The sequence below is a fragment of the Arthrobacter sp. JSM 101049 genome, from assembly GCF_041679245.1.
Taxonomy (GTDB): Bacteria; Actinomycetota; Actinomycetes; order Actinomycetales; family Micrococcaceae; genus Arthrobacter_H.
Genome location: NZ_JBGFFC010000001.1, coordinates 851,867 through 865,868 on the forward strand (window position 1 = coordinate 851,867; position 14,002 = coordinate 865,868).

At 70.8% G+C, this 14,002-nt stretch carries 14 protein-coding genes; 10 read left to right on the top strand and 4 right to left on the bottom strand.

Features of this window, described 5'->3' with window-relative positions:
• Positions 1-3 precede the first annotated feature (3 nt).
• Positions 4-1,365: a flavin monoamine oxidase family protein gene (locus AB8M85_RS04005; RefSeq protein WP_372697463.1), complete on the bottom strand. Its 1,362-nt coding sequence runs from the start codon at positions 1,363-1,365 to the stop codon at positions 4-6.
• 114 nt (positions 1,366-1,479) lie between these two features.
• On the opposite strand from AB8M85_RS04005, the gene AB8M85_RS04010 reads away from it, so the two are divergent.
• The 4 genes from AB8M85_RS04010 (at position 1,480) to AB8M85_RS04025 (ending at position 4,583) form a co-directional block, all read left to right on the top strand.
• Positions 1,480-2,154 (top strand): TetR/AcrR family transcriptional regulator, encoded by a 675-nt coding sequence (locus AB8M85_RS04010; protein WP_372697464.1) that lies wholly within the window; start codon positions 1,480-1,482, stop codon positions 2,152-2,154.
• 100 nt (positions 2,155-2,254) lie between these two features.
• The gene (locus AB8M85_RS04015; protein ID WP_372697465.1) at positions 2,255-3,145 is read left to right on the top strand and encodes an endonuclease/exonuclease/phosphatase family protein; all 891 of its coding nucleotides are present in this window, start codon (positions 2,255-2,257) and stop codon (positions 3,143-3,145) included.
• Positions 3,142-3,768 (top strand): hypothetical protein, encoded by a 627-nt coding sequence (locus tag AB8M85_RS04020; protein ID WP_372697466.1) that lies wholly within the window; start codon positions 3,142-3,144, stop codon positions 3,766-3,768. The genes AB8M85_RS04015 and AB8M85_RS04020 overlap by 4 nt, the downstream gene beginning before the upstream one ends.
• Entirely contained in the window at positions 3,765-4,583 is an 819-nt protein-coding gene (locus tag AB8M85_RS04025; protein WP_372697467.1) for a glycosyltransferase family 2 protein, read from the top strand. The genes AB8M85_RS04020 and AB8M85_RS04025 overlap by 4 nt, the downstream gene beginning before the upstream one ends.
• Here AB8M85_RS04025 and AB8M85_RS04030 read toward each other — a convergent pair.
• The 3 genes from AB8M85_RS04030 to AB8M85_RS04040 all read right to left on the bottom strand — a co-directional run bounded on the left by AB8M85_RS04030 (position 4,580) and on the right by AB8M85_RS04040 (position 6,528).
• Positions 4,580-4,990, bottom strand: a complete 411-nt coding sequence (locus AB8M85_RS04030) for a hypothetical protein (protein ID WP_372697468.1) — start codon at positions 4,988-4,990, stop codon at positions 4,580-4,582. The genes AB8M85_RS04025 and AB8M85_RS04030 overlap by 4 nt on opposite strands.
• Before the next feature lie 193 nt (positions 4,991-5,183).
• Positions 5,184-5,684, bottom strand: coding sequence for a DUF456 domain-containing protein (locus tag AB8M85_RS04035; protein WP_372697469.1), 501 nt, complete (start codon positions 5,682-5,684; stop codon positions 5,184-5,186).
• 79 nt (positions 5,685-5,763) lie between these two features.
• Positions 5,764-6,528 (bottom strand): SurA N-terminal domain-containing protein, encoded by a 765-nt coding sequence (locus AB8M85_RS04040; RefSeq protein WP_372697470.1) that lies wholly within the window; start codon positions 6,526-6,528, stop codon positions 5,764-5,766.
• A gap of 192 nt (positions 6,529-6,720) precedes the next feature.
• Here AB8M85_RS04040 and AB8M85_RS04045 point away from each other — a divergent pair, with 192 nt between their 5' ends.
• From AB8M85_RS04045 to AB8M85_RS04070, 6 genes are all read left to right on the top strand, one after another.
• On the top strand, positions 6,721-7,593 hold the full coding sequence (locus tag AB8M85_RS04045) for a hypothetical protein (RefSeq protein WP_372697471.1): 873 nt from the start codon (positions 6,721-6,723) through the stop codon (positions 7,591-7,593).
• Positions 7,594-7,665: 72 nt separating this feature from the next.
• Positions 7,666-8,424 (top strand): LamB/YcsF family protein, encoded by a 759-nt coding sequence (locus AB8M85_RS04050; protein ID WP_372697472.1) that lies wholly within the window; start codon positions 7,666-7,668, stop codon positions 8,422-8,424.
• Complete coding sequence (locus tag AB8M85_RS04055) at positions 8,421-10,118, top strand: carboxyltransferase domain-containing protein (RefSeq protein ID WP_372697473.1); 1,698 nt, start codon at positions 8,421-8,423, stop codon at positions 10,116-10,118. The genes AB8M85_RS04050 and AB8M85_RS04055 overlap by 4 nt, the downstream gene beginning before the upstream one ends.
• Positions 10,115-11,908, top strand: coding sequence for a biotin carboxylase N-terminal domain-containing protein (locus AB8M85_RS04060; protein ID WP_372697474.1), 1,794 nt, complete (start codon positions 10,115-10,117; stop codon positions 11,906-11,908). Before AB8M85_RS04055 ends, AB8M85_RS04060 begins: the two co-directional genes overlap by 4 nt.
• 45 nt (positions 11,909-11,953) lie before the next feature.
• The gene (locus tag AB8M85_RS04065) at positions 11,954-12,661 is read left to right on the top strand and encodes a GntR family transcriptional regulator (RefSeq protein WP_372697475.1); all 708 of its coding nucleotides are present in this window, start codon (positions 11,954-11,956) and stop codon (positions 12,659-12,661) included.
• 11 nt (positions 12,662-12,672) lie between these two features.
• A complete protein-coding gene (locus AB8M85_RS04070) occupies positions 12,673-13,836 on the top strand; it encodes a glucose-1-phosphate adenylyltransferase family protein (protein WP_372697476.1) in 1,164 nt (387 codons plus the stop codon).
• Positions 13,837-14,002: the final 166 nt, after the last annotated feature.

Here is a 14,002-nt window from a genome sequence, read left to right on the forward strand (position 1 = left end):
GCCTCAGCGCTCCCCGAGGGCCGCGTCGATGCGGGCAGCGGTGCGCTTGCCCATCCGCACTGCGCCGTCAACGTGCTGGTAGCCCTCGCCGGCGAGGTCGGAGGAGCTGAAGTGGATGGGCCCGACGGACTCGTGCTGTTCGGGCCCGAAGCGGTGCAGGCCGCCCAGGTCGTAGCTGGTGGCGTAGGCCCCGCGGGTCCACTCCTCCGCGCCGAAGTCCGATTCGAAGTACACGTCGGGTTCCAACGCCTCCTCACCGAGGAAGGCGGCCAAGTCGGAGAGGATGGCCTCGCGGCGGGCCTCGTCGCCGAGGGCGTACAGGGCGTCGGCCTTCTCGTCCGAGACGAAACCGACGAGGGTGCCGCGCGAATCCCCGTCCAACGTATTGTCGTAGACCTCCTGAACGTTGCGCGAGGGGCTGAAACCGGTGCCGGAGAGCCCCTTGTCCCGCCAGAACGGCGTCGGATAGACGGCATGGACCTTGATGACCAGGCCCATGGACTGGTGCTGGTGGGTCACGTGCTGGCGCCGCGGCATCGGCGGTTCGTAGGAAATCCGCGAGTACAGGTTCGGCGGCACGGCCAGGATGGCCTTTTTCGCCTTCACGGTGACCGTGGCACCGTGGGCGGTGACGCCGTCGTCGTGCCATTGGAGCCGCAGGACCGGGTTCTCCAGATGCACAGCATCACCCAATCGCGCAGCCAGCGCCTTCGAAACCCCCTGCATGGTGCCCTTGATGCGGCGGTCGAGGATGAAGTCCTCATCGACGAGGTTCGAGAATGATCCGGCCGAGGCTGCCATGAGCAGCGCCTGCAGGGCGGAGAAGGCGTGGGCCGGTTTGGTCAGCATGCCGCCGGCGATGAACAGCCCGATGTTGGTGCAGGCTTCCTCGTTGCCCGAGAGGTTGCGCAGCCAGTGGTGGAACGAGATGGTGTCCAGTTCCCGCGCACGGGGATGTTCCCAGGGTTTGTCGGGGTCGATTTCGGCGGCCAGCCGATCCATTTCGGCGATCAGCCGGTCGGTCTCGGCGACGGCTTCGGCGTCGATCGGGAAGTCTGCCCCGCTGTATTCGGTGCGGGTGCCGTCGGCGGCAATAAAGACGGAGGCGCCGTCGCGGTAGCGCGGGTAGGTGCCGATGCCCAGTTCGCCGATGAGTTCGTAGAGGCCCGTCTGGTCTGGGGAGATCCATTGCCCGCCCAGTTCGAGGGTCGCCCCGTGGATCTCGTCCGTCCAGGTGCGGCCCCCGACACGGCCACGGGCCTCGAGTACCGCGACCGTCCGGCCGGCTTTGGTGAGTTCGTGTGCCGCGGTGAGACCCGAGGGGCCGGCGCCGATGACGACGACGTCGCGTTCGATGGTTGCCATGGGGATGGCCCTGCTTTCTATCCGTTCAAACTTAAATGAATGAAGTTCATTTATTAGAATGATGGTAGGACTAAAGCACGGGAATGTGAAGTGGCACACGGCAAGGAGTTTTCTGTGGAAACCTCAGCGGGGGCTGCTAAGACCCCGGCGGCACCTCGGCGGAAGGCAGGCAGGCCCCGGGGAGAGCTGCTCAGCCGATCGAAGATCGGGACCGCGGCCCTGGACCTGGTCGGCGAGAAGGGGTATGACGCCCTCACCATGTCCGCGCTGGCCCGCACCCTGGGAGTCTCGGCGTCCGCGCTCTACAACCACGTGGAGTCCAAGCAGGAACTGCTCCAGCTCATCCAGGACCTGGTGATGGACGGTGTCGACTGCTCGGGATTCGCTACCCGGCCATTGGAGGAGGCGCTGCGCAGCTGGGCGGTCTCCTACCGCGACGTCTTCGCCCGGCACACCCCCCTGGTGCCGGTCATCGCCGTTCTCCAGGTCTCCGGTTCCCCGCGCACGCTGCAGATGTACGAGGAGGTGGCGGCCGGCTTCGCCCGGGCCGGCTGGGACGGACCACGCATCATCCCCGCGATCGTGGCGCTGGAATCCTTCATCTTCGGCTCCGCCATGGATGCCGTCGCTCCGAAGGACATCTTCGAGGTGCGCTCCGTGGCCGATGAGGTCCCGGCATTCTCCGCTGCCGTCGACAGCCAACGTGCCACCGGCCACGACGCGGCCCAGGACGCCTTCTCCTACGGGCTGGATGCCCTGCTGCGGGGCCTGCTGGCCGGACGCGCCTGACCGACCGCGCCGACGGCACTCAGGGCGCCACCGCACTGCCGTCAGGGGCTGATAGCGTTGCTTCTGCCGTCATCGTTTCCGCCGCCACCTTGGAGTCGCCGTGCTGGTGCCGCTCAGGTCTTTCGATCCCGAAGCCGCCGAGCAACCGCTCGTGGGGCCAGTCGAGGCCCCGGATCTGCATGTCATGACCCTGAACATCCGGCGCCGGATGCCGGCTTGGCGGCCGCCTGCCGCCGACCGATGGAACCGCCGCAGGCCGTTGCTCCGACGCCTGCTCACCGCCGAGGCCCCCGCGCTGCTGGGACTCCAAGAGGTCATGCCCGACCAGTCGGAGCAGATCCGCACCATGCTGGGCCCGGATTACGCCCGCCTCGGCAGCGGACGGTCGGCAACCCGTGGAGGGGAACGCTGCGAGGTGCATGCGGACGCCACGCGCCTGCTGCCAGAGTCATCGCGTACCTGGTGGCTCTCGGCCCGTCCCGATGAACCGGGATCGCGCTCCTTCGGCAACCTGCTGCCGCGGCTAGTCGTCGAAACCCGTCTCCGGGACCTGCATACGGGGCTGCCCCTCACCGTCATGGTCACGCAATTGGACCACCTCAGTCGCAGTTCCCGCGCCGAATCAGCGCGGCTCCTGCACGAACGGGCAGCGGAAATCGACGGCCCCACCGTACTCATGGGCGACTTCAACGACGATGCCGGCTCCGCCCTGCACCGCACCCTGGCCGATGGCACGGTGCTGGAAGACACCTTCAGCCTGGCCCGGCAGGCTATCGGCATCGACTGCGGCACCTACACCCGGTACCGGGCGCCCCGCGCCGAGGACCGGCGGCTGGATTGGATCCTGGTTTCCCCGGGGACGACCGTGGAAGCGGCAGGGGTGAACCCGGTCCGGTTCGGCGGCCGCGCGGTGTCCGACCACGAACCCGTGCACGCCGTCCTGCGCTGGGAGCCGGCACCGCCCGGTGCGGAAGGAGCGGGCCGCGCATGAACGCGCTCATCGCTGCCTTCCTCCGGCGCCCTGAATCGGCCACCTGTCGACTGGCCGATGCGGTCCGCCTGCTCGCGGCGGCCAGCGTCATTGCGGCCGGCTTGGGCTGGGGGTGGATCCAGGTGGCCGTCTTCATGCTCGCCTTGCTCGCAACACTCATTCCCCGGGCACTCGCCCTTCCCGGCGCACTGGACACCGCCACGGGTGCCGTCGCGCTTGTCGCCGCGTGGAGCAACGTGGCCGACCTCTACGAAAGCGTGCCCGGCTGGGACAAGCTCGTCCATGGCGCGCTCGGCGGACTGGTGGCACTCCTATCCGTCATCCTCGTCCAACGTGCAGGGGCCCTGCCGGACGGGCATGATCGGAGGGAATGCCAGGCGCTGGTTGGCTTGACGGTCGTCTTCGGCCTGGCGACCGGAGCTGCCTGGGAGATGCTCGAGTGGTTCGGACACACTGTCATCGACCCTGCGGTCCATGTTGGCTACGACGACACCGTCGCTGACATGGCAGCCGGCGCCCTGGGGTCATTGGCCGCTGGCACCCTGTGGTTCCGCGTGGGACGCGGCCGGGGGCGGCTCCGCCAGCACAGCGGTCACGCGCAGCAGGGCCGGCAGGAAAGATGAGCATTCCGTACCGGCTCCCCGCGCAGCTTCCGACGGTCAGCGTCGTCATCCCGGTCAAGGACGATGCGCCGAAGCTCCGCCAGTGCCTGGAGGCCGTCAACCGGCAGGATCCCCCAGCCCATGAAGTGATCGTCGTGGACAACGCCTCCACCGACGACAGCGCCGCCGTGGCCCGCGCGTTCGGGGCCTGTGTCATCGCAGAACCACGCATCGGGATCGGAACCGCAAGTTCCACCGGCTACGACCACGCCACCGGTTCGGTCATCCTCCGGCTCGACGCGGACTCGGTACCCGATCCGGGCAGCATCGCAGCGGCGGCCCGCGCCTTTGCCGCCGATCCCCTGCTGGAAGCCCTCACCGGTCCCGCCCATTTCAACGACGGACCCACCCTCCTGCGTCGACCGGCCCTGCTGGTCTATCTGGTCCCCTACTACTTCCTGACCGGCCTCGCCCTGGGCCACGTCCCGCTGTTCGGGTCCAACATGGCCTTCCGACGGAACGCCTGGCTGGAAGTGCGCAACGAGCTGCACCTGGCGGACTGGCTGGTCCACGATGACGTGGACCTCTCCTTCCATCTGGGCTCCCGCCACCGGATCGGCTTCTGCCGCAGCATGAGGGTGGGGATATCGATGCGTCCCTTCACGGACGGGCAGCGCCTGCTTCGACTGCGGAGGGGCTTCCACACGATCTTTCTGCACTGGCCCGAGGAAGCGCCCTGGGTGCGGATCGCCGGGGCGGCCCGGCGGCGGCGTCTCCTCCGGCCGAGGCCACGGGGTGCGACGCCTCTACCGCCCTCCGGAGCGGACCGGGCCTAGAAGCCCGGGGTGGTCATCATGACCTGCAACAGTTCAGGGTTGGCGGTGTTGTAGGTCATCCAGAGGATGCCGCCACCCAGCGCCACGACAACGCCACCCCAGACGGCGCCGATCTTGGCGAGGAAACGTGCCTCGTCGCGCTTGATGGAGAGCTTGTCGGCCTTGAAGTCATCGGCCAGGCGGCCCATGCGGGCAACCGGCGAATCGGTGATGCGCGGGGTCATGTCGACCAGCTTGTTCGAGACCCAGTCGGTCCGGCCGCCCTGCAGCCGGGCGATGGTGATGTCGTGCTTGCGGTCCTGGCGCAGTTCGGCGATGCGGTCCCCATGGCGGGCCAACATGATGTCCTCGCCCAGGTGCATGACCTTGCCCGACCCGAGACGCTGACGTGCTGGCGCTGCGCGCATGACGACACTCCTTCTGGTGACCCACCCTGACCGCGTGAAAACTTTCTCTTACAACCAAAATACGCCGGTATCCCGGGCCGGGACAGGGGAAGCAGCCGCCAAGCGGCCAATCTCACAGCAGTGTGTGTCGCACGCCGCGGGCCGTCGCCCGGGTCAACTCGGTGCGGGGAGTGGCGAACCGGCCTCGCGCGCGTCAGCGGCTCGCGAAGTGCCAGATGACACCGATCGTCCAAACCGATCCCGCGAGGGCCGCGCAGCCGAACTCGACCAGGATGCCGAGCCCGGTGGACTTCAGTGTTGCGGCGCTGGCGCGCAGTGCAGACTTCAGGTCCCGGCGTCGTGCATATTCCGCCAGCAGCAGCCCGAGGCCGAACCCGACGAAGAGCCCCACGACCGGGATCAGGAACATGCCCGCGATCCCGGCGGCCACGGCCACCAGAATGGTGCCGCGCGGGATCCGCTGGCGCCGGAGCGTTCGACCGGTCAGCACCGCCGAGGCGGACCACCCCGCGAGGGCCAGGCCCATGCCGATGCCGGCGCAGGTCCAGGCTGCCGGGCTGCCCAGGATCCAGGCCCACCCCAGCAGCGTCACGATGGCCAGCAGGCTGCCGGGCAGCACGGGGTAGACCGTGCCGACGACGGAGACAACCAGCAACAGGCCGGCGATAACGGTGACCAGGATCTGCATGTCCACGGCCCCAGTCTGCCAGCATCACCGGTCCGGGCGGCACCCGGCCCGGAGACCACGCCGGCGTGCGCCCGAGGGGCTGGCGCTAGAGGTTGATCTTGACGTCGGCGTCCTTGCGCAGCTTCTGGGCCAGCGCGTCCGCCGCCTGGGCCTTCTTCCGCTCGACGATCTGCTCCTTGATCTGGGGCTTGACGTCCTTGAACTTCGGCATCGCCGGGGCCGATCCGCTGGCGCCTCCCTGCTGGGACTGGGCGTCCTTGGCCTGCTGGTAGGCGGCCTTGAGCTCCTTCTCGCTGGCGGTGAACGGCCCGGCTTCCTTCTCGACGAAGTTGCCGATCTCCACCTGCTGCTTCAGCGCCTTGTCGACGGCCTTGCGGTCCATCCCCTGCTTCTCGACTGCGGCGAGGAATTCCTTGCTGCTCATCTGGTTCTGCTTGGCGGCGTCGCCGAGCGCCTCATCGAGGTCTGCCTTGCTGGCCTTCAGGCCCGCCTTTTCGGCATGCTGCATCAGCAGTTCGGAACCGACCATCGCCTCGGCGGCCTGCTTCTTCAGCTGCGTCTGGTCGGACATGTCCTGGCCCGACATCTGCGCCTGCATGGCCGCGTTCTGGAACTGGCTCTTGTAGAGCTGCGCGAACTCGTCCTTCGTGATGTCGTGCCCGTTGACCGTGGCCACCACGTCGGGGACGCCCTCCAGATCGGGCGACGGGGCCGCCTGCTGGCTCCCAGACTGCGAGGAGGCCGCCTGGGACGAGCCGGCAGCCTCGTCGCTTCCGCCGCTGCCGCAGGCAGTGACCAGGGAGAGCGAGCCCACCAGTGCCAGTGCGGCCAGCATCTTCTTCTTGTTCACGTGCTACCTCCTGAGGTATTCGAATCCCGTTGAGGCTAGCAACACGACCTGAACGCACACTGGCAAACGGGCCGCTGCGGCTCGTTTTACGCTCTGGGCCAAGCGGGGAACCGGCTACCACGCCCGGGAGTTGGGTAGGGCAGGCGTGACGTCACGCGCCGTACCACTGGCACGACGTGAGGAAGTACCACCATGGGCATGTTCAACAAACTCGCCAACAAGGGCAAGCAGATGGCCGGGCAGTACCTGCGCGAGCAGCTGGCCGAGCGGCAGAGCCAGCGCCCCGCCCCACCCCATGGCGGGCACCGGCCCGGGAACGCCGACCGGCAGGGTGCACCGGCATCGGGTTCACCAGCATCGGGTTCTGTGGCGCGTTCCGGGGCGGCGCCCGCGCCGGGCTCCGGGGCGCCTGTGGCCGACGAGGACGCCGCGGCCATCGCCAAGTACAAGTACATGCTGCGCACGGCCCCGCCCGAGGACATGGAACGCGCGCATGCCGAGGCTTTTGCCCGCCTGACCCCCGCCCAACGCGATGCCCTGCAGGCCGGGCTAGGCGACGAGTTGCCGGCAGGTGAGCGCCCGCGCTCGAACCAACCGGAGGACCTGGCGCGCTCGGCTACCCGGGCCGAGATGGCCCAGCCGGGCTTCATGGAACGCCTGCTCGGTGGGGGGAACGGCGCATCGCGCGGTTCCGGCCGCGGGTTCGGCGGACTGGCGGCCGGGGCCGCAGGCGCCATTGGCGCCGGCCTGCTGGCCGGGGTGGCCGGCGGGTTCATCGGCAGCGCCATCGCCGGACCACTGCTCGACGGGTTCTCCGGGATCGGCGAGGGCCTGGCCGGGGCGGCCGATGGCCTGGGCGACGGGCTGGGCGAAGCCGCCGGCGGGCTCGGCGACTCCGTGTCCGGCCTCGGCGATGCGGCCTCGGGACTGGGCGATTCGGTGGCCCAGGGCGGGGAGGCGCTCTCCGGAGGCGGCCTGCTGGACGGCCTGTTCGGCGAGGGCGACTTCGGCGCCGGCGGCGGGGACGGCTTTTTCGGCGGCCTGGGCAACGACGGGGAGTTCTGACCACCTCGGATTGTTGAACAATCTTCCGTCTTGATGCATGCTTGGAGGACCAGCAACGAGACGGAGATCACGGTGACCAGCATCGACCTGAACAGCGACGTGGGCGAGTCCTTCGGCAATTGGACGATGGGCGACGACGCGGCCATCTTCGAGTCCGTGTCCAGCGCGAACGTGGCCTGCGGCTTCCACGCCGGGGACCCCTCCACCATGGGCCAGACCTGCCGTGACGCGGTGGCCGCCGGCGTGGTGACCGGCGCGCACGTGGCCTACCGCGACCTGGCTGGCTTCGGCCGCCGGTTCCTCGACTGCTCCCCCACCGAACTCGCCGACGACGTGCTCTACCAACTCGGCGCACTCGACGCCGTGGCCCGCGCGGCCGGGGGGTCCATCCGTTACGTCAAGCCCCACGGCGCCCTCTACAACACGATCGTGCACCACGAGGCCCACGCCCAGGCCGTCGTCGATGCGGTCAAGGCCTTCGGGACCGACCTGCCGCTGCTGTTGCTTCCCGGTTCCGTGGCACTGGCCCGGGCCGAGGCGGCGGGAATGCGGGCGGTGGCCGAGGCCTTCGCCGATCGCGCCTACAACCCGGACGGAACGCTCGTCTCGCGCCGTGAGGAGGGCGCCGTCCTGCACGACGCCGATCTCGTCGCCGCGAACATGGTGCGCCTGGCAACCGAGGGCACGCTGACGGCCCGCGACGGATCCACGCTGTCCATGCCCGCCGAGAGCATCTGCCTGCACGGCGACACCGCCGGTGCCGTGGCGATGGCCGCCGCCGTGCGCCGCGGCCTGGAAGCGGCCGGCGTCTCCATCCGGTCCTTCGCATGAGCTCACCGGCCGTCCGCTGGGCCGGTCCGCGCACGCTCCTGCTGGAACTGGCGGACCTGGACGACGTCGTCGCGCTGCACGCCCGGCTGGCCCACACCCCGCTGCCCGGCCAGATCGAGGTGCTGGCCGCCGCCGAGACCATCATGCTCGCCTTCGACTCCCGGGCCCACGCACTCGCGGCCCCGGCCACCCTGGACGAATTCGGCAGCAGTGCCGCCCCGGCGCCGGAGGGCCGTGAGATCACCCTGGACGTCGTGTACGACGGCGAGGACCTCGACGAGGTGGGACGGCTCACCGGCCTCGGCGCCGACGGCGTCGTCGCCGCCCACACCGGCCAGGTCTGGACGGCGGCCTTTGGCGGCTTCGCCCCCGGCTTCGCCTACCTGCACGGCGAGGACGAATCGCTGGCCGTCCCGCGCCGCGACACCCCCCGCACCGCGGTCCCGGCGGGATCGGTGGGCCTCGCCGGCCCGTTCTCCGCGGTCTACCCGGCCCGCTCCCCCGGCGGCTGGCAGCTGATCGGCCGCACCACCGCCCGCATGTGGGACCTGGGGCGGGAACGCCCGGCCCTGGTCCGTCCGGGCGACATCGTCCACTACCGTGCGGTCCGCGACGCCGTCGAGGTCCAGCCCGCGGAGAGCGGCACCCCGGCTACTGCCCCGCTCACTGTCCCGCCGCCCGCCCCGGCCACCCAACCGGCTGCCGGACCGGCCCCGGCCGCCTCAGGTACGGCCCTGACCGTCATCTCCCCCGGCCTGCAGTCGCTCATCCAGGACCTCGGCCGCCCCGGGCTGGGCGACCTCGGGGTTCCTGCCTCCGGCGCCGCCGATGCCGCTTCGGCCCGGCAGGCCAACCGGCTGGTGGGCAACGGCCCCGGCGACGCGGTGATCGAGACGCTGCTTGGCGGGCTGCAGGTCCGCGCCGTCGGCGCACTGGTCCTGGCCCTCGCTGGCTCCGCCGAGTCCGCGTCCATTTCCGGCCCCCACGGCGAGCGCACCGCCACTGCACGTGCCCCTTTCGCCCTGCACGACGGCGAAACCCTCACCCTGGATTCCCCCGGGACCGGGCTGCGCAGCTTTTTGGCTGTGCGCGGCGGCCTCGCAGTGGCCCCGGTGCTGGGCAGCCGCTCCACCGACACGCTCTCGGGCCTGGGCCCCGCCCCCCTAGCGGCGGGCGTCTCGCTGCCCATCGGCCCGGCGGGGCACGGCCACATCGTCGGCAACCCGGAGCCGGCGGCCACCGATACCCCCGGGGAGGGCACCCTCACCCTGCGCGTCACGCCCGGGCCCCGGGCCGACTGGTTCGACGAGGGCGCGCTCGACGCGCTCTGCGGAGCCAGCTGGACCGCCGGTACCCAGTCCAACCGGATCGGCGTGCGGCTCGAGGCCGGCGACGGCCAGGCCCCCCTCCGGCGCACCCGGACCGGGGAACTGGCCAGCGAGGGAACCGCGACCGGCTCCCTCCAGGTCCCGCCCTCGGGCCTTCCCGTGCTCTTCCTCGCCGACCACCCGGTGACCGGCGGCTACCCGGTGATCGCCGTCGTCGTGCCCGAGGACCTGCCGGCCGCCGCGCAGGCGGCCCCCGGCACCGCCCTCCGCTTTCGGGTCGTGGACCCCGACACCCTGGAAGCAGACACCCTGGACGCCGCCGCCCCTGCCCCCGCCCCTGCCACCACCGAAGGAACCCGCCCATGAAGAAGGTCCTGATCGCCAACCGCGGGGAGATCGCCGTCCGCGTCATCCGCGCCTGCACCGACGCCGAGCTCGCCTCGGTCGCCGTGTACTCGGACCCGGACGCCGACGCCCTCCACGTCCGCCTGGCCGACGAGGCCTACGCCCTGAACGGTTCCGGCAGCGCCGAGACCTACCTGGACGTGGCCAAGCTGCTCGGCGTCGCCGCCGCCTCCGGGGCCGACGCCGTCCACCCCGGCTACGGGTTCCTCTCCGAGAACGCCGACTTCGCCCAGGCCGTCCTCGACGCCGGGCTGACCTGGATCGGCCCCTCGCCGGAGGCCATCCGCGCCCTGGGCAACAAGGTCACCGCCCGGGAGATCGCCGTGCGCGCCGGGGCGCCCCTGGTCCCGGGCAGCGAGGGAACGCTCGCCGATGCCGCGGCCGTCCACGACTTCGCCGCCGAACACGGTGTCCCCATCGCCATCAAGGCCGCATTCGGGGGCGGGGGCCGCGGGATGAAGATCGCCCGGCGCATCGAGGACATCGACGACGCCTTCGACTCGGCGGTCCGCGAATCTACCGCCGCCTTCGGCCGGGGCGAATGCTTCGCCGAGCGCTTCCTGGACCTGCCCCGCCACGTGGAGGCCCAGGTCGTGGCCGACACGCACGGCAACGTCGTGGTCGTGGGCACCCGCGACTGCTCGCTGCAGCGCCGCAACCAGAAGCTGGTCGAGGAGGCCCCGGCCCCGTTCCTCACCGACGACCAGCGCTCGCGCATCCACGAATCCGCCAAGGCCATCTGCCGCGAGGCCGGCTACACCGGGGCCGGGACCGTGGAGTACCTGGTCTCCCCCGACGGGATCATCTCCTTCCTGGAGGTCAACACGCGCCTGCAGGTCGAGCACCCGGTCACCGAGGAGACCGCTGGCGTGGACCTGGTCGCCGAGCAGTTCCGCATCGCCGACGGCCTGCCGCTCTCCCTCACCGAGGACCCGCAGCCCTCCGGCCACGCCTTCGAGTTCCGGCTCAACTGCGAGGACCCCGCCCGCGGCTTCCTGCCCTCCCCCGGAACGATCGACGCCTTCGCGGCGCCCACCGGCGCCGGGGTCCGCGTGGACACCGGGGTGGCCTCCGGCTACACCGTGCCCACCGAATACGACTCCCTGCTGGCCAAGCTCATCGTCCACGGCGCCGACCGCGCCCAGGCGCTGCGCCGCGCCCGCGCCGCGCTGGACGAACTGGTCATCTCCGGGCTGCCCACCGTCATCCCCTTCCACCAGGCCGTGGTGCGGCATCCGGACTTCACCGCCACGGACCGCTTCGGCGTCCACACCACGTGGATCGAGACCTCGTTCGCCGACGAGCTGGCCGCCTCCCCCTACGTCGCCGCCGCCCAACCCGGCGCCGAGCGCGAGCGGCTGACCATCGAGCTCGACGGCAAGGCGGTCCAGCTCGGCCTGCCCGCCGCCCTGCTCGGGGCCCTGCGCGGTTGCCGGACCGGCACACCACCGCACGACGCCGGTGCCTCCTCCGCCGGCAGCGCCGGCCCGGGTGCCGCATCGGGTTCCGGCTCGGGTTCCGGGTCGGACTCCGGCAACGGCAGCGAACTCACCGCCCCGATGAACGGCAACCTGGTCAAGTGGGTCGCCGCCGACGGTGCCGACGTGGCCGCCGGTGACCCGGTGCTGGTCCTGGAGGCGATGAAGATGGAAACCACCGTTCCCGCCCACCGTGCCGGCACACTCCGCCGGGGTGGCACCGAGCCGGGCACCGCCGTCGTGCGCGGGGAGTCCCTCGGGACGATCGGCTGACCCTCATGTGGTCCGGGCGCGGTCCCGGGCCGGTAGATTGGAACCATGCCCATGAACGCCCTGGTGGATAACCTCGACACCGACGCCTCCCGGCATGCCCACACCGCGGCTTGGATCGCCTCGGTCCTGCGCCGCCGCATCGCCCAGGGGCTCTTGACTCCGGGGTCGAAGCTCTCCGAACAGGCCCTCTCGGCCTCGCTCGGCGTCTCGCGCAACACCCTGCGGGAGGCCTTCAGCACGCTGGCCGGCGAATCGGTGGTCGTCCGGATCCCCAACCGGGGCGTCTTCGTGGCCTCCCCCGGCGCGGAAGAGGTCCGCGAGATCTACCGGGTCCGGCGGATGATCGAACCGGCGGCCGTCCTCTGGGGCCTCCCAACCGAGCAGGACCTCGACGAAATGGACCTGATCGTCGCCCGCGCCCAGGAGGCCCGGGCCGCGGGGTCGGTGGCCGACATGGCCGACGCCAACCAGGCCCTGCACCAGGCGGTCATCCGGCTGACAGGCAGCTCTTCGCTGCTCGTGCTCATGGAGCGGGTACTGGCCCAGATGCGCCTGGTCTTCCACGCCATGTCCTCGGCACCGGATTTCCACACCCACTACGTCCAGCGCAACGTCGACATCGTCGCCCGGCTGCGCGCCGGGCAGCCTGCCGAAGCAGCGGACGTGCTGCGGGGCTACCTCGACGACGCCGAAGCGGAGCTGCTCGGCCACCTCGAATCCGGCGGGCGGGGCACCCCCGCCAGCGGGAACTGACGGAGTCCCCCATGCGCATGCCACGGACCCTGGGCCTGGTCCTCGCCGGAGGCCAGGGCTCCCGCCTCGGCGCGCTGACCGATGACCGGGCCAAGCCCGTGCTGCCGGTGGGCGGCACCTACCGGCTGATCGACATCGCCCTGTCCAACCTGGCGCACTCGCACATCAGCGACGTCTGGGTCATCCAGCAGTACCTGCCCCACAGCCTCAACGAGCACCTGGCCAACGGCCGGCCCTGGGACCTGGACCGCACCCACGGCGGGCTGCGCGTCCTGCCGCCCTTCGAGGGTGCCGACGGGGCCGGGTTCGCCCGAGGGAACACCGACGCGCTGAACCGGCAAAAGCAGCTGATCCGGGAGTTCGATCCCGACCTCGTCCTGATGCTCAGCGCCGACCACCTGTACACCCTGGATTTCCTGGACCTGCTCGAGACCCACCGGGACCGTGGCGCCGATCTGACCATGGCGACCACGCCCGTGGACGAGGACGCCTCCCGCTACGCCGTCGTCTCCACCGACGACGAGGGCACCGTCACCGGCTTCGACTACAAGCCGCAGGATCCCCCGGGCAACCTGGTGGCCATGGAGGTCTTCCTCTTCGACACCGCCAGCCTGCTCACCGCCCTCGACGAGCTGGAGGCGAGCGGCGCTGACCTGGCGGACTACGGGGAGGACCTGCTGCCCTGGTTCGTCGAGCACCGCCGCGTGGCCGAACACCGGCACGACGGCTATTGGATGGATTTGGGCACGCTGCAGTCCTACTGGACCGCACACCTGCAGCTGCTCGACGGCACCGGCGCCGAGCTGGACGATCCGGACCGGCCGATCCTCACCGCCCAACCCCAGCTGCTGCCCGCCCGGATCCACTCCTCGGCGCGGATCGCGGAATCGATGGTCGCCGCCGGCGCCGAGGTACGCGGCAACGTCACGCATTCGGTCGTCGGTCCCCGCACGGTGATCGACGAGGGGGCAACGGTCCGGCACAGCGTCCTGCTCGACGGGGTGCACGTGGGACCGGGCGTCATCCTGGAGAATGTCGTCGCCGATGCCGGGGCGGATATTTCCGGCGGCAACCGGCGGGGCACCGAGGGCGCTGTCACGCTCATCGGCGCCGACGGCCTGGTCAGCACCACCGAGGACTTCGACCGCACCGCTACCCTGCCCGACGGCTTCTGAGCACGACGGCGGTTCCCGCGCCTTAGGGCGAGACCTCGTCCAGGGGCCGGTTGCGGGTATGCGTCGTGAATTGGGCGATGACCGCCGCGACGACCAGGAAGACCGAAATGAGCAGCAGTGCGCCCAGGATCGACAGGTGCGGCAGGAGCGGGCGATGACCAGGACC

What these genes read in the sequence shown, in the direction of transcription:
- AB8M85_RS04070 (WP_372697476.1), top strand. Translation starts at nt 12,673, where the DNA reads ATGCGCATGCCACGGACCCTGGGCCTGGTCCTCGCCGGAGGCCAGGGC.
- AB8M85_RS04045 (WP_372697471.1), top strand. Translation starts at nt 6,721, where the DNA reads ATGGGCATGTTCAACAAACTCGCCAACAAGGGCAAGCAGATGGCCGGG.
- AB8M85_RS04055 (WP_372697473.1), top strand. Translation starts at nt 8,421, where the DNA reads ATGAGCTCACCGGCCGTCCGCTGGGCCGGTCCGCGCACGCTCCTGCTG.
- AB8M85_RS04005 (WP_372697463.1), bottom strand. Translation starts at nt 1,365, where the DNA reads ATGGCAACCATCGAACGCGACGTCGTCGTCATCGGCGCCGGCCCCTCG.
- AB8M85_RS04030 (WP_372697468.1), bottom strand. Translation starts at nt 4,990, where the DNA reads ATGCGCGCAGCGCCAGCACGTCAGCGTCTCGGGTCGGGCAAGGTCATG.
- AB8M85_RS04025 (WP_372697467.1), top strand. Translation starts at nt 3,765, where the DNA reads ATGAGCATTCCGTACCGGCTCCCCGCGCAGCTTCCGACGGTCAGCGTC.
- AB8M85_RS04065 (WP_372697475.1), top strand. Translation starts at nt 11,954, where the DNA reads ATGCCCATGAACGCCCTGGTGGATAACCTCGACACCGACGCCTCCCGG.
- AB8M85_RS04060 (WP_372697474.1), top strand. Translation starts at nt 10,115, where the DNA reads ATGAAGAAGGTCCTGATCGCCAACCGCGGGGAGATCGCCGTCCGCGTC.
- AB8M85_RS04020 (WP_372697466.1), top strand. Translation starts at nt 3,142, where the DNA reads ATGAACGCGCTCATCGCTGCCTTCCTCCGGCGCCCTGAATCGGCCACC.